Annotated in this window: 26 protein-coding genes; 12 read left to right on the top strand and 14 right to left on the bottom strand. The window is 72.0% G+C overall.

Features of this window, described 5'->3' with window-relative positions:
* Positions 1–182 precede the first annotated feature (182 nt).
* Together J4709_RS10560 and J4709_RS10555 are read left to right on the top strand one after the other, a co-directional pair.
* Complete coding sequence (locus J4709_RS10560; protein WP_208239612.1) at positions 183–368, top strand: hypothetical protein; 186 nt, start codon at positions 183–185, stop codon at positions 366–368.
* A 138-nt stretch (positions 369–506) separates the two neighbouring features.
* The gene (locus tag J4709_RS10555; RefSeq protein WP_208239611.1) at positions 507–917 is read left to right on the top strand and encodes a hypothetical protein; all 411 of its coding nucleotides are present in this window, start codon (positions 507–509) and stop codon (positions 915–917) included.
* A gap of 111 nt (positions 918–1028) precedes the next feature.
* On the opposite strand, the gene J4709_RS10550 is transcribed toward J4709_RS10555, so the two are convergent.
* Positions 1029–1934 (bottom strand): LysR family transcriptional regulator, encoded by a 906-nt coding sequence (locus J4709_RS10550; protein ID WP_208239610.1) that lies wholly within the window; start codon positions 1932–1934, stop codon positions 1029–1031.
* 116 nt (positions 1935–2050) lie between these two features.
* Between J4709_RS10550 and J4709_RS10545 the strand changes: the two genes are divergently transcribed.
* Positions 2051–2464 (top strand): ester cyclase, encoded by a 414-nt coding sequence (locus J4709_RS10545; protein ID WP_208239609.1) that lies wholly within the window; start codon positions 2051–2053, stop codon positions 2462–2464.
* Positions 2465–2998: 534 nt separating this feature from the next.
* Here the strand turns inward: J4709_RS10545 and J4709_RS10540 are convergent.
* The 6 genes from J4709_RS10540 to J4709_RS10515 all read right to left on the bottom strand — a co-directional run bounded on the left by J4709_RS10540 (position 2999) and on the right by J4709_RS10515 (position 5531).
* A complete protein-coding gene (locus tag J4709_RS10540; RefSeq protein WP_208239608.1) occupies positions 2999–3577 on the bottom strand; it encodes a GNAT family N-acetyltransferase in 579 nt (192 codons plus the stop codon).
* Positions 3578–3988: 411 nt separating this feature from the next.
* Positions 3989–4177 carry a DUF397 domain-containing protein gene (locus tag J4709_RS10535; protein WP_208239607.1) on the bottom strand — a complete coding sequence of 63 codons (189 nt, stop codon included), beginning with the start codon at positions 4175–4177 and terminating at the stop codon, positions 3989–3991.
* The gene (locus tag J4709_RS10530; protein ID WP_208239606.1) at positions 4158–4355 is read right to left on the bottom strand and encodes a DUF397 domain-containing protein; all 198 of its coding nucleotides are present in this window, start codon (positions 4353–4355) and stop codon (positions 4158–4160) included. The genes J4709_RS10535 and J4709_RS10530 overlap by 20 nt, the downstream gene beginning before the upstream one ends.
* A complete protein-coding gene (locus J4709_RS10525; protein WP_208239604.1) occupies positions 4352–4534 on the bottom strand; it encodes a DUF397 domain-containing protein in 183 nt (60 codons plus the stop codon). Before J4709_RS10525 ends, J4709_RS10530 begins: the two co-directional genes overlap by 4 nt.
* Positions 4531–4719 (bottom strand): DUF397 domain-containing protein, encoded by a 189-nt coding sequence (locus J4709_RS10520; RefSeq protein WP_208239602.1) that lies wholly within the window; start codon positions 4717–4719, stop codon positions 4531–4533. Before J4709_RS10520 ends, J4709_RS10525 begins: the two co-directional genes overlap by 4 nt.
* A complete protein-coding gene (locus J4709_RS10515; protein ID WP_208239601.1) occupies positions 4716–5531 on the bottom strand; it encodes a helix-turn-helix domain-containing protein in 816 nt (271 codons plus the stop codon). Before J4709_RS10515 ends, J4709_RS10520 begins: the two co-directional genes overlap by 4 nt.
* A gap of 100 nt (positions 5532–5631) precedes the next feature.
* Here J4709_RS10515 and J4709_RS10510 point away from each other — a divergent pair, with 100 nt between their 5' ends.
* From J4709_RS10510 to J4709_RS10500, 3 genes are all read left to right on the top strand, one after another.
* Complete coding sequence (locus tag J4709_RS10510; protein ID WP_208239599.1) at positions 5632–6060, top strand: ATP-binding protein; 429 nt, start codon at positions 5632–5634, stop codon at positions 6058–6060.
* A gap of 122 nt (positions 6061–6182) precedes the next feature.
* On the top strand, positions 6183–6815 hold the full coding sequence (locus J4709_RS10505) for a TetR/AcrR family transcriptional regulator (protein ID WP_208239597.1): 633 nt from the start codon (positions 6183–6185) through the stop codon (positions 6813–6815).
* Positions 6815–8149: a carotenoid oxygenase family protein gene (locus J4709_RS10500; RefSeq protein ID WP_208239595.1), complete on the top strand. Its 1335-nt coding sequence runs from the start codon at positions 6815–6817 to the stop codon at positions 8147–8149. Before J4709_RS10505 ends, J4709_RS10500 begins: the two co-directional genes overlap by 1 nt.
* Positions 8150–8157: 8 nt before the next feature.
* Here J4709_RS10500 and J4709_RS10495 read toward each other — a convergent pair whose 3' ends face one another.
* Entirely contained in the window at positions 8158–9150 is a 993-nt protein-coding gene (locus tag J4709_RS10495; RefSeq protein ID WP_208239593.1) for a zinc-binding dehydrogenase, read from the bottom strand.
* A gap of 54 nt (positions 9151–9204) precedes the next feature.
* On the opposite strand from J4709_RS10495, the gene J4709_RS10490 reads away from it, so the two are divergent.
* The gene (locus tag J4709_RS10490) at positions 9205–9987 is read left to right on the top strand and encodes an AraC family transcriptional regulator (protein ID WP_208239591.1); all 783 of its coding nucleotides are present in this window, start codon (positions 9205–9207) and stop codon (positions 9985–9987) included.
* Between the two features lie 13 nt (positions 9988–10000).
* Here the strand turns inward: J4709_RS10490 and J4709_RS10485 are convergent, their stop codons facing one another.
* The gene (locus tag J4709_RS10485; protein ID WP_307801134.1) at positions 10001–11563 is read right to left on the bottom strand and encodes a serine/threonine-protein kinase; all 1563 of its coding nucleotides are present in this window, start codon (positions 11561–11563) and stop codon (positions 10001–10003) included.
* A 122-nt stretch (positions 11564–11685) separates the two neighbouring features.
* Between J4709_RS10485 and J4709_RS10480 the strand changes: the two genes are divergently transcribed.
* Positions 11686–12627 (top strand): helix-turn-helix domain-containing protein, encoded by a 942-nt coding sequence (locus J4709_RS10480; RefSeq protein ID WP_208239589.1) that lies wholly within the window; start codon positions 11686–11688, stop codon positions 12625–12627.
* A gap of 7 nt (positions 12628–12634) precedes the next feature.
* Here J4709_RS10480 and J4709_RS10475 read toward each other — a convergent pair whose 3' ends face one another.
* From J4709_RS10475 to J4709_RS10465, 3 genes are read right to left on the bottom strand one after another with little or no spacing between them, the layout of a single operon-like run.
* A complete protein-coding gene (locus J4709_RS10475) occupies positions 12635–13414 on the bottom strand; it encodes a methylenetetrahydrofolate reductase (RefSeq protein WP_208239587.1) in 780 nt (259 codons plus the stop codon).
* A 9-nt stretch (positions 13415–13423) separates the two neighbouring features.
* Positions 13424–13747 (bottom strand): winged helix-turn-helix domain-containing protein, encoded by a 324-nt coding sequence (locus J4709_RS10470; protein WP_208239585.1) that lies wholly within the window; start codon positions 13745–13747, stop codon positions 13424–13426.
* Positions 13744–14205 (bottom strand): hypothetical protein, encoded by a 462-nt coding sequence (locus J4709_RS10465; RefSeq protein WP_208239583.1) that lies wholly within the window; start codon positions 14203–14205, stop codon positions 13744–13746. The genes J4709_RS10470 and J4709_RS10465 overlap by 4 nt, the downstream gene beginning before the upstream one ends.
* Positions 14206–14322: 117 nt before the next feature.
* On the opposite strand from J4709_RS10465, the gene J4709_RS10460 reads away from it, so the two are divergent.
* Complete coding sequence (locus tag J4709_RS10460; protein ID WP_307801132.1) at positions 14323–14865, top strand: SMI1/KNR4 family protein; 543 nt, start codon at positions 14323–14325, stop codon at positions 14863–14865.
* On the opposite strand, the gene rox is transcribed toward J4709_RS10460, so the two are convergent.
* Positions 14843–16279, bottom strand: coding sequence for a rifampin monooxygenase (rox, locus tag J4709_RS10455; protein ID WP_208239581.1), 1437 nt, complete (start codon positions 16277–16279; stop codon positions 14843–14845). The genes J4709_RS10460 and rox overlap by 23 nt on opposite strands.
* A gap of 306 nt (positions 16280–16585) precedes the next feature.
* Here rox and J4709_RS10450 point away from each other — a divergent pair, with 306 nt between their 5' ends.
* From J4709_RS10450 to J4709_RS10440, 3 genes are all read left to right on the top strand, one after another.
* A complete protein-coding gene (locus J4709_RS10450; protein ID WP_307801131.1) occupies positions 16586–18409 on the top strand; it encodes an alpha/beta fold hydrolase in 1824 nt (607 codons plus the stop codon).
* Positions 18410–18483: 74 nt separating this feature from the next.
* Entirely contained in the window at positions 18484–20202 is a 1719-nt protein-coding gene (locus tag J4709_RS10445; RefSeq protein WP_208239579.1) for an N-acyl-D-amino-acid deacylase family protein, read from the top strand.
* Complete coding sequence (locus J4709_RS10440) at positions 20199–21785, top strand: AMP-binding protein (protein ID WP_208239578.1); 1587 nt, start codon at positions 20199–20201, stop codon at positions 21783–21785. The genes J4709_RS10445 and J4709_RS10440 overlap by 4 nt, the downstream gene beginning before the upstream one ends.
* A 26-nt stretch (positions 21786–21811) precedes the next feature.
* On the opposite strand, the gene J4709_RS10435 is transcribed toward J4709_RS10440, so the two are convergent.
* The gene (locus tag J4709_RS10435) at positions 21812–22210 is read right to left on the bottom strand and encodes a VOC family protein (RefSeq protein ID WP_208239577.1); all 399 of its coding nucleotides are present in this window, start codon (positions 22208–22210) and stop codon (positions 21812–21814) included.
* Between the last annotated feature and the right edge of the window lie 86 nt (positions 22211–22296).

The raw sequence follows: 22296 nt of genomic DNA, 5'->3' as shown, positions 1-22296 counted from the left end.
CGTTGACTTGCGGCGTGTCGGCCTTAAACGCGGCCGTTTAAGGCCGACACGCCGCAACTCAACGCGACCCCGGCTGGCCGCCTTCGGCCTTTCCGCCGGCCTGGTTCGCCTGGTGCAAGATCCACTCGGCTGCTTGAGTAAGAGCCCCCCGCCGCCGGGTGACGATCTGAGGAGTTCCAGGCATGACGACAGATGCGCTCGCCGAACCGGTTCCGGAGCCTGCCGGGCGCGGGCAGCGAGTCCTCGACCTCCTGGACAAGGCGATCGACCTGCAGAGCCCGCTGGTGCGCAAGAACATCGCCCGGGCCCGCCAGCGGAACCCCGAGGCGTCGCCGGCGCAGGTCATCCGGAGTCTGGAGCGGATGTAGGTCAGCGCCCTGACCGGGTCGGGCGCCGCGGTCGGAGGAACCGCGGCCGCACCCGGCGTCGGCACGGGAGTCGCCCTGGCGCTGACGGCGGGCGAGACGTTCTCATCGCTGGAGCTGAGCGTCCTCTTCGCGCTTTCGGTGGCCGAAGTCCACGGAGTCCCCATCGACGAGCTGGAACGCCGCCGGACGATCGTCATGGGGATCCTGCTCGGCGGGTCCGGCTCCGGCACCATCTCCAAAGCCGCCGAGGTCACGGGGAAGCACTGGGCGAAGCAGGTCGTCGCCAAGGTGCCCGCCGACGCGCTGCGCCAGATCAACAAGGTCCTGGGCAGGCACTTCATCACGAAGTACGGGACGAAGCAGGGCGTCATCGTCCTCGGCCGCGTGGCACCGTTCGGCATCGGCGCCGTCATCGGCGGCGGCGCCAACGCCGCCATAGCCGCCCTGGCCGTCAAAGCCAGCCGCCGCGCCTTCGGCGACCCCCCGGAAACATGGCCAGGCCAGGACAGCACCCCGACCACGCCCGAGGTGACAGCCGAGGAGGACTAAAGACCCCGCCTCAAGCCCGCCCTGCACACGTCCGCCCCCAATGCCGCCCCCGGCCCAAGCCACCCAAGCTCAACGCACTGGTTGTCGTTGGCTCCGCCGGTGTACGAACTCTTAGGCGTTGTGGAGGTCGTCGGCTTGGTCTTGCAGGGCCGTGACCATCGCTTGTGCTTGCGCGGACGGGTGTGGTCGGGTCACGGCGAGGGTGGCGCGGCCTGTCCAGTGGCTGTCGGTGACGGCTACGGCTCGTACGCCGGCCGGTAGGGCGGGGCGGGCCTGGAGGGGGATGACGGTGATTCCGAGGCCGGCCGCGACCAGGCCGAGGCGTGTCGACCAGTTGCGGGAGGTGTGGGCGATGTGCGGGTCCGGCAGGGTGGGCCAGGCACCGAATTGCGGCTCGCCGGCCGCGCCGTCCCCGGTGATCCAGTGTTCTTGTGCCAGGTCCGGCACCGTGATGGCGGTGTGGTCGGCGAACCGATGGGCGTCGGGGACGGCGATCAGCAGGTCGCCTCGGAGCACGGTGGTCTGCCGCAGATCACTCAGGTCGTAGTCGGGCAGGCCTTGGCCGACCCCGATGACCGCCACGTCCAGGCGGCCGGCCCGCAGCCGCCGGAGCAGGGCGGGCGTTGCGGCCTCGTCCAGGACCACGGCGAGCCCCGGATGACCGGATGTCACCTGCGCGATCGCTCGCGGAACCAGTGCCATGGCGGCGGTGGGGTAGGCGCCGATCGTCAGACGGCCCGCGAGCCGGTCGCGAAGGCCGGCGAGCTCCAGTTCGGTCGCCGCCAGGCCCGCGAGGACCTCGGCCGCGCGGCGGACGAGCACCTGACCCGCGGGGGTGAGGGCCACGCCGCGGCGGCTGCGGTCGAACAGCGGCGCCTCGGCCGCGGCCTCCATCGCCGCGATCTGGCGCGAGACGGCCGACTGGGTGTAGCCGAGGATCTCGGCGGCCCGAGTGAACGATCCGGCGGTGGCCACCTGGTGGACGATGCGCAGACCGGTGAGGGTGAACTCGGCCATTCCCGGAACCTACCATGCGTTCAGCTCATGGAATGAGTGCGAAAGCATCGTTGGACGGCATGCCCGAATGGAGGCACGCTGAAGCCATGACAAAGCGATTCACTCGAGATGAGCTGGTGGCGCGCCTGGTCCGTGCCGGTGAGCTGGAGGTATCGGGCGAGGACCCGGCCGAGGCCGCGACCTACTTCGACACCGACAGCTTCCGCTTCCACGGCCCCGACGGCTTCGAATCCGATTTCGCCGGCCTTGACGCCTATTTCGCGGCGGTGCGCGCAGCCTTCGACGACCGGTCGATCCGGCGCGGCATCGTGGTCGCCGAGGGCGACCACATGGCCTGCCAGACCTGGATCGAGGGCACCTTCGTCCGCGAGTTCACCCAGTCGCCGGTCGGCCCGCTGCCGCCCAACGGCGAACGCGTCGTGTTCGACCTGATCAACATCTTCCGGTTCGACGACCAGGGCCGCCTCATCGAAGAATGGGTGCGCACCGACAACCGCGGCTTCCTGCGCCAGTTGGGTGTGTCAACGTAACCAGCGCTGATCTCTCTGGACCGGCTGTCGGCGAGTGGTCGACGGCCGGCCGGTGAGAAGGTTGAGCTGGATGGGATCGCGCTGTCGGTGCTTGCATGGGCGAAGGTGTCGCGCCTTGGACGAGTGAGTGGGCGATGGCGCATGCCTCGGGCGCGGGACGCGGTGAGCGGGCTGGTGCGCGGCCCTGCCCACACCACTGAATATCCCCAGCCCAGCCGCTGACCCACCGCTCAGGCGGACAGTTCAGGTTCGGGAACAGGCACTCAACGGCCTGCCCGATGCCGACCTCCCAGTCCTGTCCCATGTTCCCGAGGTGGATCCCTCAGCCGCCGTGTTGACCATTCCACCTCGGCACCCGTAGCCGGTCACGGCGGGGGCCGCAGCACTGCCTACAAGGGCCGCCAGCCCGCATGAGCACAGAACCCACATTGAGTCGATCTTGAGGTGTCGCTTGCGCCAGCAAGATCCCGGGCCCTCAGGGGCGCGGGAGTATTCGTCTTCGTGCCGGAGCGGGATCCGAGGCCGTGTGCCGCCTCAGCGCATCTCCTCCCACATGTTGCGGGTCATCTCGTACTCGACCTCGCCGAGGTGCGCGTCCGGCAGCGGATCGTCGAACTGCGGGTGGTACGTGCGCACGTACCGCATGCCGATGGCCCGCATCACTCCTATGGATCCGGCGTTGGCGGCCATGGTCTGCGCGATGACACGGCTCTGCCCGACCGTGTCGAAGGCGTGCCGCAGAAGGGCGCGGGACGCTTCACTGGCCAGGCCCTGCCGCCAGTACCGGCGGACGAGCCGGTACCCCAGATCGCAGACGGTGGGATCGTCGGGCTGATCGGGACCGTGCGCAGGCGGCAGCATCATGAGGCCGACGAACTCACCTTCCTCTCCTCCATCGGAGAGGTGGGCCATCCAGAAGCCCAGCCCGTCCACCTTGCCTGCCGCGGCCATCCGCCGCTGGTGAGTTGCGACCACCTCGTCCCTGGTCGGCGTCCTCGCGTCGAGATAACGCAGCACCTCGAGGTCGCAGTCGAGGTGGACCTCCAGGTCGAGATGCCGATCGGCCAGGGGCACCAGCAGCAGACGCTCGGTGTGCAAGATCGGTTGAGGCATGCGGCAACCGTTTCACCCCGGCATCGGCGAAGCGATCGCTTTTCTCTCCGGCTGTATCCCGTGGATCACGTTGTGAAGGGGCCTCCAGGACTTCAACCAGGCGGCCACGGGGGTCCGGCGGCGCGCCGTTCTCCTCCACGAGCTCAGCGGTGGCTGGGGTGCGGCAGCGGCGGTAAGCCGACGCACCACGTGTCCGCCCTCGGCGGAACGGTTGAAGAAAACTGCAGCCAGTTCTCGATCAGGCCGGCTGGGCAGACGACGGCGCGGTGGCGCCGGCTCTCGGCCGAGGTGGCATGCGCGACCGCCGCGCTGACTTCGACCGGCCGCCGAGCCCGATATCGTCTCCGAGCAGCCCCCGCTCGACCGCCAGCGCGAACTTGGCGCCGAACAGGCTCCTACGCCAGTGGACGGTCATGCGTCCTGCTTGATCCGGGCGATGAGGTTCGTGAACTGCGCAGAGGTGAGCGCGAGATGACCGCCGTCCGGGTCCTTGGAGTCCCGAACCCCAATGCCGGCCCCCGGCGCAAGCCGTCCCAGCTCAACGCACTGGTTGTCGTTGGCTCCGCCGCTGTACGAACTCCTACGCCATTCGACAGTCATGCGTCCTGCCTAATCTGAGCGATGAGGTCAACGAACTGCGCAGACGTGAGGTGAGGTAGCCGCCGTCCGGGTCCTTTGAGTCCCGGACGCCGATGCCCTGGTCAAGGCGCCCCAACTCCACGCAGACCTCATCGGTCGCCGTACCGCTGTGAGAGCTCTTGCGCCAGTGGACTGTCATGCGTCCTGCTTGATCCGAGCGATGAGGTCCGCGAACTGCGCCGACGTGAGGGAGAGGTGCCCGCCGTCCGGGTCCTTTGAGTCCCGGACGCCGATGGCCTGGTCTAGGCGCCCCAACTGCACGCAGTGCTCGTCGTTAACGCCGCCGCTGTGGGTGCTCTTACGCCACTGCACGCTCATGCGTCCTGCTTGATCCGAGTGATGAGGTCCGTGAACTGCGTAGAGGTGAGCGTGAGGTGCCCGCCGTCCGGGTCCTTGGAGTCCCGAACGCCGACGCCGACCCCCGCTCCGAGCCGTCCCAGCTCAACACAGTGCTCGTCGTTAACGCCGCTGCTGTGGGTGCTCTTGCGCCACTGCACGCTCATGTGTACTGCTCCAAATACTGCTCGACGAGGGCACGAGAGGCGTCTTCAGGAAGAGCCTTCGCGCCTATGCGATCAAACGTAGCCCAAAGACCCCTAACTTCGCCTGGGTCCTCGATCAGCCGTCCGCCGTACTGAGCACCGGAGTACGCGACGTCGCGGCCTTCAAGGCTGATGATCTGAAAGGGTCCGTCAAAGCCCTCGTGGGCACCCGCTGAAGGCTGGAGGAACCTGATAATGACGTGCGGGAGGCCCATCATCTCCCTGAGGTGAGTGAGTTGCGCCATCATGACCTCCCGCCCACCGACGCAGGAGCCGAGAACACCTTCATCCAAGATGATGCACAAGAACGGCGGCTTCTCACGCTCAAGTAGCGCGCGTTGACGGGCCAGTCGTCGAGCAACGGCATTATCGGTATCTTCAGGATTACCTGCTACGGCGAGAGCGCGCATGTACTCCTCGGTCTGGAAAGGCCGGGGGATCGACTTGCCGTGGTAGAGCCTGATCGCATCGGCGCGCTCCTCATACCTGATCAACTGCCGACCCCAGTCAGGGTCATGGGCGTTTCGGGCATACCAGAGCATTACCTGCAAAAGGGTGCCAGTGCCATATCTTTCGTCGAGCTTGACCAGCTGGTCTTCCTGCGGACGCTGCCTTCCGGCTTCGATGTTCGAAACAGTCGAGCGCGCCACTCCGATGATCTTGCCGCACTGGGTCAGCGAAAGTCCCTCTCGTTCGCGAAGGAACCGCAGGTAGAAGGCCAGGAAGTGCCACAGGTCGATCTTGGGGTTGAGGGGCGCGCGCACCTCTGGCATCGGTCCTCCTGTTTGGCGTTGTTTCGATAACAGGAAAAGCGTAAGTCGACGCGGTGATCCTTGCCACAGGAAAACGGAAACCAAGGCGAGGACGGGGACGATGGTGATGACGGAGACGGGGGATTTGATCATTCCCCTGCTCGGGACGTCGGCGACGGTGGGGCTCGCGCGCACTCTGGCGGACGCCTGGATGCGCAAATGGGACTATTTTCATATTCTCGACGATGCACTTCTGGTCGTCTCCGAACTCGTCACGAATGCGGCCCACGAGACGCCGGGCGAGGAGATCCGCTTTCAGCTCAGCCGGGACGCGCAAGGGGTCATCATCGCCGTCTGGGATTCCGGCGTCGGCGTTCCCCGGGCGAAGCCGCTGCGGCGGCTCACGCTCGAAGACCTCGATCTGTCCGAGGAGGCGTTCGACGACAACGGCGGCTGGGGTCTGCACATCGTCCAGGCCCTTGCGGCGCGCTGCGGCGCGACCCGTGATCCGGGCGGCGGTAAGTGGATCTGGGCGCGCATGGTGCCTTGACCTGCGGGGGCGTCCGGACGGGCCTCGGCCGTCCGGACGCCGGTTCCCTGAAGGGGTTGACGCGTTCTCCGGCGCGTGCAATAACGGTGTTATCGCTGAAAAACGTTGTTACTGAGGACGGTATGGAAACGAGCGCGTACGAGCTGGCCCAGCGGCAGGGAGACGAGGCGATCCGCACGTCGCTGCTGGACGCCGCGAGCCGGCTGCTGGCGGCCGAGGGGCCGGGGGCGCTGGCGCTGCGGCGGATCGCCGCGGAGGTCGGCTGCTCCACGACCGTCCTGTACCGGATGTTCGAGGGCAAGGCGGGGCTGATCGAGGCGCTGTACGTCGAGGCCTTCGACCGGTTCCGGCGGCGGCTCGAATCGGTGCGCAAGCAGCCCGACCCGCTCGCCTACCTCGCCGACCTGGGGCGCGCCTACCGTGAGCACGCCCTGGCCGAACGCAACTACTACCGGCTGATGTTCGGCGAGCCCATTCCCGGGTTCCAGCCGAGCGACGAGGCGCTGGTGCGGGCCGCGGCGACCTTCACGATCCTGGAGGACGCCATCAAGGCCTGCGCCGACGCCGGGCTGCTGTCCGGCGGCTCCCCGCGCCACGTCGCCGCGTCGCTCTGGGCCGCCATCCACGGCGTGGTCAGCCTTGAGATGGCCGGCCACCTGCCCCGCGACAACGGCGAAATTTTCGAGGCCACCCTGCTCGCCATGGGGAAAGGCCTGTTCACCATCCCTTCCACCGGAGAGAGACGAGGCCCCTGATGCCCAGCACGTTCCTGGAAGGCCCGTACGCCCCCGTCACCGAGGAGGTCACCGCCCACGACGTGCCCGTCACCGGGCGCATCCCGGCCGGGCTCGACGGCCGCTACCTGCGGATCGGCCCGAACCCGCTCGGCATCGAGGACCCCGAGTCCTACCACTGGTTCATCGGCGACGGCATGGTCCACGGCGTGCGGCTGCGCGACGGACGCGCCGAGTGGTACCGCAACCGCTGGGTGCGGTCCCGGCGGGTGGCCGCGGAACTCGGGGAGCAGTGGCCGGAGGGACCGGCCCTGGACGACTTCGACATCGCCCCGAACACGAACGTGATCGGCCACGCGGGCCGTACGTTCGCGCTGATCGAGGGCGGGTTCCGCCCCTACGAGCTCGCCCACGACCTCAGCACCCTCGGGCCGTGCGACTTCGGCGGCACCCTCAAGGGCGGCTACTCCGCCCACACCAAGAAGGACCCCGCCACCGGCGAGCTCCACGCCGTCGCCTACTACTTCGGCTGGGAGCACCTGCAGTACACGGTGCTGAACGACGCCGGGCTCGTCACGCGCGAGGTGGACATCCCGGTCTCCGACAGCCCGATGGTGCACGACCTGGCCCTCACCCAGAAGTACGTCATCGTCTACGACCTGCCCGTCACCTTCTCCATGGAGCTGGCCGCCGAGGGCGCCGCCCTCCCCTACGCGTGGAACGACGCGCACCCGGCGCGGATCGGCCTGCTGCCGCGCAACGGCGACGCGTCCGACGTGCAGTGGATCGGCATCGACCCGTGCTGGGTCTTCCACACCATGAACGCCTACGACGACGGCGACCGCGTCGTGCTGGACGTGGTGAAGTTCCCGAGCTTCCTGCGGGACGGCCGTCTGGAGGGCAACGAGCCGCCGGTCCTGGACCGGTGGACCATCGACCCGGCCGCGGGGACCCTCGCGCAGGAGACCCTCGACGACCGCGCCCAGGAGTTCCCGCGCGTCGACGAGCGGCTCACGTCCCTGCCGCACCGCTACGGCTACACCGTCACCTCGGGGCCGGCCGTCGGCGAGCTCGTCGGCGACGGGCTCCTCAAGCGCGACTACCGGACGGGCCGCACCGAGATCCGGCCGTTCTCCGCGGGCTCCTCGGTCGGCGAGGCCGTCTTCGTCCCGTCCGCGCCCGGCGCCGCCGAGGACGACGGCTACCTGATGACCCTCGCCTACGACACCGAACGCGGCGCCAGCGACCTCGTCATCATCTCCGCGCAGGACTTCACCGGCGACCCCGTCGCGGTCGTCCACCTGCCCGTCCGCGTCCCGACGGGCTTCCACGGCGACTGGCTCCCCGACCACTGACCCGGAGGTCAGGGCAGGGCGACGACCTTCCCGGTCGCCCGGTCCTGCTCCATGTACTCGTGAGCCGCGGCGACGTCGTCCAGGCGGAAGACGCGGTCGATGTTGGGCCGGTGGACGCCCGCCTCGACCTGCTGGACGACGCGCCGCAGCACGGGCGCGCCCGCGCCGCCCTTGAAGTCGTCGCTGTGGAACGACGTGAGCCTGGTCCCGGACGGGATCATCGCGATCGGCTGGAAGTCCGGGATCAGCCAGCCGCTGAGCGAGCCCGAAACGCACACCGTCCCGCCGCGGCGGACCAGGCGCAGCGACTCCGCCGCCGTGCTCGCCCCGACGAGGTCGAGGACGTGGTCCGGGCCTTCGGGCCAGATCTCGCGCACGCTCGACGCGAGCGGCGACCCGCCGTCGTCGATGAGGACGTGGTCGACGCCGGCGGCGGTCAGCGCTTCGGCCTTGTCCTTCCGGCGGGTCGTGGCGGCGGTCGTGAGGCCGTAGCCCGCGGCGATCGACGCGGCGGCCATCCCGACCGACGAGGTTCCGCCCCGGATCAGCAGCCGTCCCCCGTCGCCCGGCGCGATCCCCAGCGCGTCCAGCGAACCCTGCGCGGTCAGGTACGTCTCGGGGAGCGCGGCGAGGACGTCCCAGGGCAGCGTGGTCGACAGCGGCATGAGCAGCGAGTTCGGCAGCAACGCGTACTCGGCGTAGCCGCCGTCGAATTCCCGGCCCATCTCGCCCATCATCGCCGCGACGGTCGTCCCCTCGGGCAGGGCGGGGTCGGTCGAGGCCGCCACGATCCCCACGCACTCGATCCCGAGCACGCGCGGGAACACCACGTTCGGCGAATGCCCCTGCCGGGTCCGCAGTTCCGACCGGTTCAGGCCCGTGCCCTTGACCTGCACCAGGCTCCAGCCGTCCCGGACCGCCGGCACCGGCAGCTCACGGATCTCCAGCACTTCCGGGCCGCCCGCCCGCACACAGACCGCTGCTCGCATCAGTTCGCTCATGCGTCCACTGTCGCCAGGAGGCGAGGTGGCCTGCCACCGGTAGGCTGCCAAGTTATGCCCGTTGGCCGCCAAGCTTCGACGTCGCATCTGTGGCCGTCCGGCGGGGCCCATCTGTGGCCGTCCGGCGGGACGAGCACGGCGCATTCCCATCCGCGCGGGCACCTGGTGTACGCGGCGCGCGGCGTCCTGTCGGTGCACACGGACCGCGGGACGTCGGTGGTCCCGGCCAACCGCGCCGCCTGGATCCCCGCCGGTTTCTCGCACTACCACCGCGCGCACGGCGACACCGACATGCGGATCGTGTTCCTGCCCGCGTCCCTGGCCCGGCTCATACCGGACCGCCCCGTCGTCTATCTGGTGTCCGACCTCGCACGCGAGGTCCTGCTCGTCCTCACGGGCCCGGACAATTACGAGCGTTCCGACCGTGAATACGACCGCGCCGCCCGCGCCCGCCTCCGCCGCGTCCTCATCGACGAACTGCGCGAAGCGCACGAGCAGCCGCTGCAATTGCCGGAGCCGCGCGACGACCGCCTGCGGGCCGTCGCCCAGATGCTCTACGACCATCCCGAAGACAGCACCCCATTGGCCGACCTGGGGAAGAGGATCGGAGCGAGCGCCCGCACCCTCAGCCGGCTCTTCCACGACGAACTCGGCATGACCTTCTACGAATGGCGCACGCAACTCCGCATCTCGCACGCACTCGTCCTGCTCGCGGACGGCCACGACACGACCCGCGTCGCGCACGCCTGCGGCTGGGCGAACCCGAGCAGCTTCATCGCGGCCTTCACCGACATCGTCGGCACCACCCCGGGCCGCCACCGGTCCGGCCGCCGTTGACCTGCGCGTTCGCTCAGATCGTCGCGTCCAGCACGCCGTCGGGCGCGAAGCGGTGCAGGGCGGCGCGCATTTCGGGGGCGTCGAAACCGTCCCGGCCATAAGGGCAGATCCGCAGGGTCCGCACCGCGGCCTGAGTGCCCAGCCCGTCGACGGAGACACCGAACCGGCGGATGACCTGAATGATCAGCGGCAGCTCGTATTTCAGGCCGAGTTCCAGATCGAAGCCGCCCTTGCCGGAGACCGGCCGGACCCGCCTGACCATCGGCCAGCGGATCAGATACCACGCACCGCCCCTGAGCACGTACATCCCTTCCGAGTCGATGCGCACGGTGTCGGGAGGCGACGCCTGGCGGGCCTGGATCCAGGCGGCCAGAAAAGGGAAGGAGAAAAGGAGAAGCCCGAGGGCGATCAGACCCTCGTGGCCCGCCGCGACGAGGATTCCGCAGGCTGCCAGCATGGCGATGAACATCGCGAGTCCCCAATGCGGGCGCCGGGGTTTCGCGTAGCGCAGGACGACGGCACCGCCGCGGGCGTCGAGCAGCCCGCCCAGCGGAACGATGACGGGCGCCCGGCCGCGCTCGAGGTCGAGGACCTGCACGCTCCCCGACGCCGCCGGCGCGCCCGCCCCGGTCGGCCCGGTCGGCCCGCTCGCCCCGGGCGGCGCCGCCGGTGCGGTCGGCGTGGTCGGGAACTCGCGCACCATGGTGAGCGTCGGGCCGGGCAGCCACGCCGTCCCGGGGTCCGGCGCCCCGGCCTCGCCGGTCAGGCGGTGCAGGATCGCGCCGACCTCGGGACGCCGCCGCGGATCCTTGGCCAGGCAGTCCGCGACGAGCGGCCGCAGCGACGCGGGGAGCCCGTCCAGATCCGGTTCGGTATGGATGACGCGGTAGAGCATCGCCTCCGCCGGGCCCGTCCCGAAGCCCTGCGCACCGCCCGCGAACGCAAGCAGCGCACCGAGCGCGAACACGTCGGCGGCGGGACCCACCTGCTCGCCCCGCGCCTGCTCGGGCGCGAGGTACCCGAGCGTGCCCAGCACGGCCCCGGTCGCCGTGAGGGAGGTGCCCGTGAGGTCGCGGGCGATCCCGAAGTCGATCACGCGCGGGCCGTCCTCCAGCAGCAGGACGTTGGACGGCTTCAGGTCGCGGTGGACGAGCCCGTTCCGGTGGATCTCCATCAGCGCCTCGGCCAGCCCGGCGCCCAGCAGGCGCAGCGACGGCTCCGGCAGCGGGCCGTGCGCGACGACCGCGTCCTGCAGCGACGGCCCGGGGATGTAGGCGGTCGCCAGCCAGGGCGGATCGGCGTCGGGGTCGGCGTCGACGACGGGCGCGGTGTGGAACCCGCCGACCCGGCGCATCGCCGCGATCTCGCTGCGGAACCGCTCCCGGAACCGCGGCTCCGCCGCCAGCCCCGGCCGGATCGTCTTGACGGCGACCCGCCGGCCCGCCGCCGTCCTGGCCAGGTAGACGCGTCCCATGCCGCCCTCGCCGAGCGCGCCGAGCAGCGTGTACGGCCCGATCCGCGACGGATCGCCGGCGCCGAGCGCCTCCGCCGTCTTCGGGCCACCCTGTTCCGGCACCCGCGTGATCTCCCTTCGGCAGCGGCCGTCCGGCCGATGATCGCACCGCGGCGAGGGCGTGTCATCGGCCGCGAGCGCAGAGATAATCGACTTTCAGCGCAATACCGCCGAGGGAGTGCGACATGGAGATGCGCAGCTCCGACCTGCCGCCCGGAGAGCGCCTCGACTGGTGGCGCGACCTCACGGCCCGCGACCTCGTGCCGACCCGCATCGCCGCCGATCCCGAGGCGGACTTCCACGCGGCCGCGAACCGGCTGGAGATGGGCGCGGTCCAGGCGTCGATCCTGCGCTTCTCCGCGCTGCGCTCCACCCGGACGCGCCGGCTGATCCGGCACTCCGACCCGGAATGGTGGGTGGTGGCGCTCGTCCGCACGGGGTTCCTGCGCCTGGAGCAGGACCGCAACGAGGCCGGCCTCCACGCCGGCGACCTCGTCCTCTACGACACGTCCCACCCGTTCGAGGCGGAGGCGTGCCGCAGCGAGGCGGGCGTGGTGATGCTGCATCTCCCCCGGCACGCGCTGCCGCTCCCGGACCGGAAGCTGCGCGGCCTGGTCGCGCGGCCGCTGCCGTCGCGGTCCGGGGCGGGAGACCTCCTCGCCGGCTTCCTGGCCGGGTGCGCGGAGCAGGCGTCGGCGCTCGACGGCGGCGCCGCTCCCCATCTGGGGTCGGCGGCCTCCGGTCTCGCGACGGCCTTCCTCGCCGGACTCGCCGACGCGGACGACGCCGTCCCGGCGCCGACGCGGCAGGAGGCGCTCGTCCTGCGCATCAAGGCGTTCGTCCTCGCACATCTGCACGAGCCGGACCTGTCGCCTTCAACGGTCGCCGCGGCGCACCACATCTCCGTGCGCTACCTCCACCACCTCTTCCACGAGGACGGCCAGAGCCTCGGCGCGTTCGTCCGGACGCGCCGCCTGGAACGCTGCCGCACCGATCTGGCGGACCCGCGGCTCGCGAGGACGACCGTCGCGGAGATCGGGGCGCGCTGGGGCTTCCCGGACGCCTCGTCCTTCAACCGCGCCTTCAAAGCCGCCTACGGCACCCCGCCAGGCGACCACCGCCCGTGAACGCGCCTCAGAGATCCCGTTCCAAGCGGGCGGCCACCTGCCGGTACCTGCTCACCGGGACCAGATGCACGCCGTCGAAGGCGCCGCTGTCGCGGATGGCCAGCACGTGCTCGCACGCGGCGTCCACCCCCGCGTCCCGGTCCCGCTCGACCGCCGCGACCAGGTCGTCGGGGATCGCGATGTCGGGGATCTTGGCGGCCAGGTTGCGCGCCATGCCGGCGCTGGCCAGCACCATCACCCCGGCGTAGACGGGGACGTCCAGCCGGACGCTCTCCCGCCACCGCAGCAGGGCCTCCAGCGAGTAGCTGACCTGCACGAAGACGAAGTCGGCCTGCGCCTTCCACGGTGGAACGGGGCGCAGACCCGTGGCGACACCGGCCCGGAACGGCCCGCAGCCCGCGAACACCGGGTCCTCGGCCGCGCCGCGCGCCTCCTCGATCATGGCGCGCACCGTCAGTTCGCTCGTCCGGCCGCCCGCGGTGGGCTTGTCGCCGTAGACGAAGAGGAACCGGTCGACCCCGTACGCGGCGGCGGTGAGGAGGTCCCGCCGGAAACCGAGGAGGTTGCGGTCCCGCGAGTTCAGGCACGCGATCCCGGACGCGCCCATCGCCTGCACCTCGTGCGCGACCGCGACGCTCGACACCGTCGCGCGCCCGATGTGGTTGTCGGGGATCAGGAACGAGTCGGCGACCGGGCTCAGCACGCCGATCTGGTGGCGCACCCGCGCCAGTTCCGGCCGCACGGGCGGCTCGATCTCGCAGATTACCTCGAAGCGTTCACCGGCCATCCCAGAACTCTACTGGCAGCGGCTGTCAGGAGGCAGGGGGCCGGGCGGGGTGAGGGGCTGCCCGACGATCCGCTGGAGGTCGGCCACGTAGGCGGTGAAGGCCCGGCGGCCCTCGCGGGTGAGCTTGAGCCAGGTGCGGGGGCGCTTGCCGACGTGGCCCTTGCGGATCTCGACGTAGCCGGCGTTCTCCAGGGCGCTCGCGTGCTTGGACAGGACGGAGTCGCTGATCTCGAGGGTGTCGCGGACGAACGCGAACTCGGCCTCGGTCGCGGCGGCGAGCAGGGAGACGATCTGCAGGCGCGCGGGGGCGTGGATCACCGGGTCGAGGTTCACCGGACCACCCGGCCGCCGCTGTGCGCCTGCACCTGCTTCTCGATCCAGCGGGTCGTCGCCGCCGCGTAGAGCGCGGTGACGAGCCCGGCGGCGGCCTTCTGCCAGGCGGCGGAGTCGGTGGCCGTGCCGGCGATCAGCGGGACGACGCCCCAGACGGCGAGGACCGAGACGATCCACAGCGCCATCCGGGTGCCGGCGCTCAGCGTCCAGGTGGAGGCCCGCCACTTGACGCGGACGCGGGCGGCGAGCGCGGCGGTCAGGGCGGCGAGGCCCGCGGCGGCGGCGATGGTGAGGGCCTTCTGGGCGGTGCCGCCGAGTTCGGCGCCGACCGCGGCGGCGGTGCCCAGGGCCACGACGCTCGGCGCGTACCAGACCGGGAGCCGCTGGGCGGCCATGGCCTGCCGCTGGGTCCGCTGGATCTCGGCGAGGGCGTCGGCGGGGGCCGGGGGCTGCTCCATGGGGGGACTCCTGTCTGCCTCGTCAAATACTTGCCATGATGGAAAGTACTTTCTACTTTCCAATCCGTCAAGTACTTTCCGGGACGGCCCGCGCGGCTGATCGTTTAGTCTTCGCGGGTGGCGAACGCACCTGACGACCTCGCTCTGCCCGCGGCCCTGGCCGAGGTGGCCGCGATCGGCTTCGAGTGGGAGTACGACGACGAGACCGACGAGGCCCGCGGCTGCGACTACGAGCTGTACGAGCGGTTCGAGGAGCCCGAACGGACCGCCTGGTGGTTCCGGCTGTGGACCGGCAACAAGGAGGTCGACGGCGCCGAGTTCCGCTTCTTCGGCACGACCGGGGGCGGCGACTACACCGGCTTCTGGCTGGTGCGCCCCGGCGCCCCGGTCGTCGAGCAGCCCGTCGTCTACGTCGGCTCCGAGGGCGACCGCGCCGTGGTCGCCCGCGACCTCGGCGACCTGCTCTGGATCTTCGCCGCCGGCCTCGGGCCCGCCGAGGCCCTGGAGGGCCCCGACGGGACGGCGGAGCCGAACGAGGCGTTCCGCGCGATCGCCGAACGCCACGCGCCCGGCCGCGAGCGCTCCCCCGCCGAGATCGTCGAGGCCGCGCAGGCGGAGTTCCCGCGGTTCCCGGAGCTCATCGCCGATCTGTGCCGCTGACCCCGAACCACCGGCGCAGGTGGACGAGCAGTTCCCGCTGGTCGTCGCCGATCCACGCGACGTGGCCGTCCGGCCGCAGGAGCGCGGCGGGCACGTCCGGCTCGGCGCCGAGGCCGGTGACGTGGTCGACGCGGTCCTTCCACCCGTCGGCCGAGAGGCGGCCGGTCCGGTCGAGGAGCAGCCCGCGCCCCTCGTGCATCAGCTCGTAGAGCCGGCCGGTCTCCAGGGGCACGTCCCGCATCCGCCGGCCGGCCAGGTCGTGGTCCTCGCCGAGGTCGTACCGGACGCCGATCGCGATGATCTTCTCGGTGAGGCGCCGGTTCACCTCGCCGACGTCCATCAGCTCCGCGACCAGCCGGCGCACCGCCCGCGGCCCGGGCTGGGACGACATCAGCACCGACTGCGCGCGGGTGTTGTCCAGCACGTCCGCGGCGACCGGGCGGCGCTCGGCCTCGTAGGTGTCCAGCAGGTCATCCGGCGCCCATCCGGCGACCTCGGCCGCCAGCTTCCAGCCGAGGTTGAACGCGTCCTGGACGCCGAGGTTGAGGCCCTGGCCGCCCATCGGCGGGTGGACGTGCGCCGCGTCGCCGGCCAGCAGCACCCGGCCGTCGCGGAACCGGTCCGCGAGCCGGGTGGCGTCGCCGAACCGGGACAGGAAGCGCGGCGCGCGGACGCCGAAGTCGGTGCCGGCGTACGCCCGCAGTCGGCCGGCGAACTCCTCCAGGGTCGGCGGGACATCGCGGTCGCCGGCCACGCCGTCCGCGGGCACGATGAGCCGGTGCACCCCGCCTTCCAGCGGCATGGCGCCGAAGAACAGCTCGGTCTCGCGGACCTTCGCGACGATCTCGGCGATCACCTCGGGGGCCTCGGTGACCTCCATCTCGCCGATCAGCGTCTCGGCCGTGGCGGGCTCGCCGGGGAAGCCGATGCCGGCGAGCTTGCGCACCGTGCTGCGGCCCCCGTCGCAGCCGACGAGGTAGCGGGCGCGGAGCCGGGTGCCGTCGGCCAGTTCGGCGGTCACGCCTTCCTCGTCCTGGCTCAGGCCGGTGAGCTCGCAGCCGCGCCAGATCTCCGCGCCGGCCTCGGCGGCGTGCTCGGCGAGCAGGCGCTCGGTGACGGGCTGCATAATGCCGAGGACGTAGGGGTGCGCGGTGTCCAGCCCTTCGGGCGCGGGCTTGCGGATGCCGGCGAAGAATCCGCCGAGCGGGTATTTCCGCCCGTGCGCGAGGAACCGTTCCAGCAGGCCGCGCTGATCCATCACCTCGATGCTGCGGACGTGCATTCCGAGCGCGCGGATGAACGTGACCGGTTCCGCCTCCTTGTCGAGCACGAGCACCCGCACCCCGTGCAGCCGCAGCTCGCCTGCCAGCATCAGCCCGGTCGGCCCGGCACCGATGATGATCACGTCGACCATGAATTCCCCCGTTCTCCGGCATCTTCTTCCGCCGGATCCGCCGCGGATTCGGGCATGCGCACCTGATCGTTCTCCGCGGGGTTCCGGCGCCAGCCGGAGATTCTGCGGCATGACGGGGGTCTTGCCGCAAGCCCCCCTCTGCGCTATATGTTGATAGTGGCGGGGAGTTCGCGAACTCCTCGCCTTTTTTGTTTCCCGCGATCGGGCGGGGTCGGGGATTTCCGGACGTTCGGCGGCGGGGTGTCGCCGTGGTCGCCCGCCCCGTCGCGCTCGACGAACTAGGTAGACCGGTCTATTGTCTCGACCGTGATCGCAACCACGGAATCCGCGCCGGCCGCCGGCGGCCGGCACGCGCTGGTGTTCGGCGCCACCGGCTTCATCGGGCGCCACCTCGTCCTCGCGCTCGGCCGCGCCGGCGTGCGCGTCAGCACGGCGAACCGCAGCGCCGCGTCCCACCGGCGGCTCGCCCGATGGCTGGCCGAGCACGGGCACGGCGAGCCACCCGCCGACCTGCGGGCCGACTTCACCGCGCCGCTCCCCCTGGCCGACGACGGGTGCGGCGACGTCACCGAGGTCTACAACTGCGCCGGCGCGTACCGCTTCGGGATGGCGGCGGACGAGGCGCGCCGCGCGAACGTCGACGGCGTCCGCGCGGTCGTCGCGTTCGCGGCGCGGCTGCCGCGCCTGCGCCGGCTCGTCCACGTCTCGGGGTACCGGGTGGGCGGCCAGGACCCGGCGGTGTGGAGCGCGGAGCGCAGGCGGGCGGCCTACCGGGCGCTCGGCCCGTACGAGGCGTCCAAGGCGGAGGCGGACGCGCTGTTCCAGGCCGAGGCGGCGCGGTTGGGCGTCCCATGGACGATCGTCAACCCGTCCAGCGTGATCGGCGACAGCGGCACCGGCGAGTCCGACCAGTACCTCGGGCTCGCGGCGACCGTGCGGGACGTCTGGCAGGGCGCGCTCCCGGCGGTGCCGGGGAACGCGCGGACGTTCGTCCCGGTGGTGGCGGTCGATCACCTCGCCAGGTTCATGGCGCTCCTTCCGCAGGACGAGGAGGCCGAGGGCACCGCGTACTGGCTGCTGGACGACGCCACACCCGCGCTCCCGGACCTGCTCCGCCTCGTCGCGGAGCACTACCGGGTGGGGGCGCCGCGGGTGCGGATCCCGGTCTCCCTGGTCAGGCGCCTGCCGCGGTGGCTCACCAAGGCGGATCCGGAGACCCTGACGTTCCTGTCGGAGGACCGCTACCCGACCGCTTCGGCGTCGGCGTTCGAGGCGCGGCACGGGCTCGCCGTGCCGGACACCGCCGCGACGATCCGCCGCTGGGCCGACCACCTGGCGGCGCACCGCTTCGGGGACGCGCCCGCCGCCGGCCGGCGGTTCACCGCGCCCGGCGGGTTCCGGACGTTCGAGCTCGGCGAGCCGGGCGCGCCGACGGTCGTCCTTCCGGGCCTGCCGGTGAACGCCGACACGTGGGCCCCGGTCGTCGCGGCGCTGGGGAACGCCCGCGCCGTCGACCTGCCGGGCCTGGGGATGAGCGCCGGGGGACGCGGCGACTGGGCGGCATGGCTGGCCGCGCTCGTGGACGAGACCGGCGCCCGCCACCTGGTCGGCCATGCGATCGGCGCGGCCGCCGCCGTCGAGGCCGCCGCCGCCCGTCCGGGGGCGGTGGACCGGCTCACGCTGGTGGCGCCGTTCTTCCTCCAGGCCCGCGCCACGAACGTGACGGGCGGCCACCGGTACCTGCGGCGCGCGTCGCCGAAGGCGCTGGCCGAGCGGCTCACCGGCACGGCGGCGCACGCGGCCGCGCTGGAGTCGAGCGCGGCGGACCTGCGGCGCGGCACCGCCGCCGAGGCCGCCCGGCTCCTCACCGCAGCGGCGCGGCCGGGGTGGCGGACGGATCTCCGCGCCGCGCTGCGCCGGTATCCGGGGCCCGTGCACGTCATCGCCGGCTCCGACGATCCGCCGGCCGCCGACCTGATGGCCGCGTTTCCGCAGGTCACCGTAACGATCATCGAGGGCGCGGGCGGCCATCCCCAGCTCACGCACCCGGACGGGGTGGCGCGGGCCGTCCGCGCCGCCGCGCCGGGGCCGCTTGCCGGGGGTGCGGCGCGGGGTCACGATGGCAGGTAGCGGCCAATCGCTTGTTCGGTCGGAGACGCTCGTCTAGACATAAGTCTCAGGACGCGCCGCGAGGAGTGACCCCGATGGATGATCTGGTGATCAGGAACGCCCGGGTCGTGGACGGCACCGGAGCGCCCCCCTACCCCGCCGACGTCGCCGTCACCGGCGGCCGGATCACCGCGGTCGGCCGCGGCGCCGGCCCCGGCCGCCGCACGGTCGACGCGGACGGCGCGCTGCTCACCCCCGGCTTCGTCGACATCCACACCCACTACGACGGGCAGGCCACCTGGGACCCGATCCTGGCCCCGTCGTCCTGGCACGGGGTCACCACGGCGGTCATGGGCAACTGCGGCGTCGGGTTCGCGCCCGCCCGGACCGACCGGCACGACTGGCTGATCGGGCTGATGGAGGGCGTCGAGGACATCCCCGGCAGCGCGCTCGCCGAGGGCATCACCTGGGAGTGGGAGAGCTTCCCGCAGTTCCTCGACGCGCTGGAGCGCACGCCCCGCACCATGGACCTCGGCACGCAGGTGCCGCACGGCGCCGTCCGCGCGTACGTGATGGGCGAGCGCGGCGCCCGCAACGAGCCCGCCACCGCCGAGGACATCGCCGCGATGAAGGCGATCGTCAAGGAGGGCGTGGCCGCGGGCGCGCTCGGCTTCTCCACCTCCCGGACGCTCGCGCACCGGGCGATCGACGGCGAGCCGGTGCCCGGCACGTTCGCCGCCGAGGACGAGCTGTTCGGGATCGGCGAGGCGCTCCGCGAGCTGGGCACCGGCGTGTACGAGATCGCGCCCGCCGGGGCCGCCGGCGAGGACGTCAACGCGCCGCCGGACGAGGTCCGCTGGATGCGGCGGCTGTCGGAGGCGATCGGGCGGCCGGTGTCGTTCGCGCTGCTGCAGGTCGACGCCGCGCCGGACCTGTGGCGGGAGCTGATGGAGCTGTCGGCCGGCACCGACGCGCAGCTGCATCCGCAGGTGGCGGGCCGCCCGTTCGGGATGCTGATCGGGCTGGAGACGCTGCACGCGTTCGGCGACCATCCGACGTACGTCGCCGAGCTGGCGCTGCTGCCGCTGCCGGAACGGGTCGCGCGGATGCGGGACCCGGGCGTCCGCGCGCGGATCCTCGCCGAGCGCCCGCCCGAGGAGGACCTGCTCGCGGCCATGGTCCGCGGCTGCCTGGACCGGCTGTTCCCGCTGGACGACGACCGTCCCGACTACGAGCCCGCACCGGACGAGTCGGTCGCGGCCCGCGCGGCGGCGACGGGACGCGACCCGCTGGAGATGCTGTACGACCTGCTGCTGGAGGACGACGGCCGCAACCTGCTCCTGCTGCCGCTGCTGAACTACTCCGAACGCAACCTCGACCCGGTCCGCGAGATGCTCACCCACCCGCGCGCGGTGCTCGGGCTCGGCGACGGCGGCGCGCACTGCGGCTTCATCTGCGACGCGTCGCTGCCCACGACCATGCTGAGCCACTGGGCGCGGGACCGGCGGCGCGGCGAGACGCTGCCGCTCGAACACGTGGTGCGGCTGATGACCCGCGACACGGCCCGCCTGTACGGGCTGCGCGACCGCGGGGTCATCGCGCCGGGCATGAAGGCCGACCTCAACCTCATCGACTTCGACCGCGTCGCGAACCGCCGCCCCGAGGTGCTGTACGACCTGCCCGCGGGCGGGCGCCGGCTGGTGCAGCGCGCCGACGGGTACCTCGCGACGTTCGTCTCCGGGACGCAGGTCTTCGCGGACGGCGAGCACACCGGCGAGCTGCCGGGCCGGCTGGTGCGCGGAGCGCGTGCATGACCGGGCCGGACGCGGAGCGGTCGTTCAACCTCGCGGACCTGTTCGAGATCGTCGCGGACGCCTGCCCGGACCGCACGGCGCTCGTCGCCGGGCCGTCCCGGCTGACGTACGCGGAGCTGGACGCGCGCGCGAACCGCGTGGCGCACCACCTGGCCGGCGCCGGCGTGGAGCCGGGCGACCACGTCGGGATCCTGGCCTACAACCGGGCCGAATGGGTCGAGACGATGCTCGGCTGCTTCAAACTGCGCGCCGCCGCCGTCAACGTCAACTACCGGTACGTCGCCGGGGAGCTCGCGCACCTGCTCGGCGACGCGGGGTGCGTCGCGCTGGTCGCCGAGCGGTCGCTGCTGGGCGGCGTCGACCGCGCCCGGCTGCCGTCGCTGCGGCACATCGTCGCCATCGACGACGGCGTCGGCGGCGAAGGCGACGGGACGTCCGCCGACAACGAGTACGAGAAGGCGCTGGCCGCCGCGTCCCCGGACCGGGACTTCGGGCCGCGCTCGTCCGACGACCCCTACCTGCTCTACACCGGCGGCACCACCGGCCTGCCCAAGGGCGTGCTCTGGCGGTCGGAGGACCTGTTCTTCGCGGCCCTCGGCGGCGGCGCCTACGGCGGCGGCTCGGTCGTCACGTCCCCGGACGAGCTGGCCGGATGCGCCGGGCGCCCGCCGCTGCGCATCCAGGTGCACGCGCCGCTGATGCACGGCGGCGGCCAGTGGATGACGCTGATCTCCCTCACCACCGGCGGCACGGCGATCCTGTGGACGGGCCGGCACTTCGACGCGCGGGCCGCGCTGGAGCTCGCCGCCCGCGAGCACAGCCAGGTGTTCATGCTGGTCGGCAACGGGATGGCCGGTCCCGTCGCGGACGAGCTGGCCACCGGGGCGCACCGCGATCTGGAGATCGTCGGGTTCGGGTCGGGCGGCGCGCCGCTGTCGTCCGCCGTGCAGGAGCGGCTGCGGGCGGCGCTGCCGGAGGTGTACATCTCCGACAACCTCGGCGGCACCGAGACCGGCGCGATGGGCGTCAGCGTCGGCGACGGCCGGTTCCGGCTCGCCCCCGGCTTCGCGGTGCTCGGCGACGACCTGCGCCCGGTGCCGCCCGGCGCCGAGGGGCTGGTGGCCCGCACCGGGCCGATCCCCCTCGCCTACTGGGGCGACGACGCGAAGACCGCCGCGACGTTCGTCCGCGACCGCGACGGCAGGCGATGGGCGCTGCAGGGCGACCACGCCCGCGTCGAGGACGACGGCACGGTCACGCTGCTGGGCCGCGGTTCGCTCGTCATCAACAGCGGCGGCGAGAAGGTGTTCGCGGAGGAGGTCGAGACGGCCCTGCGCGCCCACCCGTCCGTCGCGGACGCCGTGGTCGTCGGCGTCGCCGACCCGAGGTTCGGCCACCGCGTCGCCGCCGTCCTGGCCTGGGCGGACGGGACGCCCGCCGACGAGGAGGCCCTCACCGCGCACTGCCGCGCCAGGCTCGCCGGGTACAAGGTGCCGCGCGTCTACCGGTTCGTGGACGCCGTGCGCCGCACCCCGGTCGGGAAGCCCGACTACGCCTGGGCGCGCACCGTCGCGTCCGCCTGACCGGCCCGTCCCGGCGGGCGCCGGGGTCAGCGGCCGAACTTCGCGATCGCCTCCGGGGTGACGGGGGTGAAGAAGTTGACGAGGTTGCCGTCGGGGTCGCGGAACAGCAGCGCCCGGTTGCCCCACGGCATCGTGGTCGGCTCGGTGACGAACTCGCCGACGTACCCGGTCAGGTCCGCGTGCACCCGGTCCACGTCGTCGACGAGGAACTCGATGATCACGCTGTGGTTGTCGGCGGGGCGGGACGAGCCCGGCGCGAACAGCGGGACGGTGCGGGTGCTCGCGATCGCGAGGGTCGCGTGCGGGGTGCGGATCTCGGCGAAGTCCTCGGTGGCCCAGCTCGCCTGGACGCCGGTGACCTTCTCGTAGAACTCGACGAGGCGGGCGACGTCCTCGGTGATGACGCGGATCGAGACGAAGTCCATGGCGGTTCCTCCTGGGTTCGCGGTGCCGTGGTGTTTCGCACGCTAGAGGGGATAGTGGACAGAATCGGTCCACTATTCGCCATAAG

Origin of the sequence: Actinomadura violacea (assembly GCF_017573465.1) — a bacterium.
In the GTDB taxonomy this organism is placed as follows: Bacteria; Actinomycetota; Actinomycetes; order Streptosporangiales; family Streptosporangiaceae; genus Spirillospora; species Spirillospora violacea.
The sequence above is the reverse complement of the archived record's forward strand: the minus strand, read 5'-3'. Positions and strand labels throughout refer to the sequence as shown.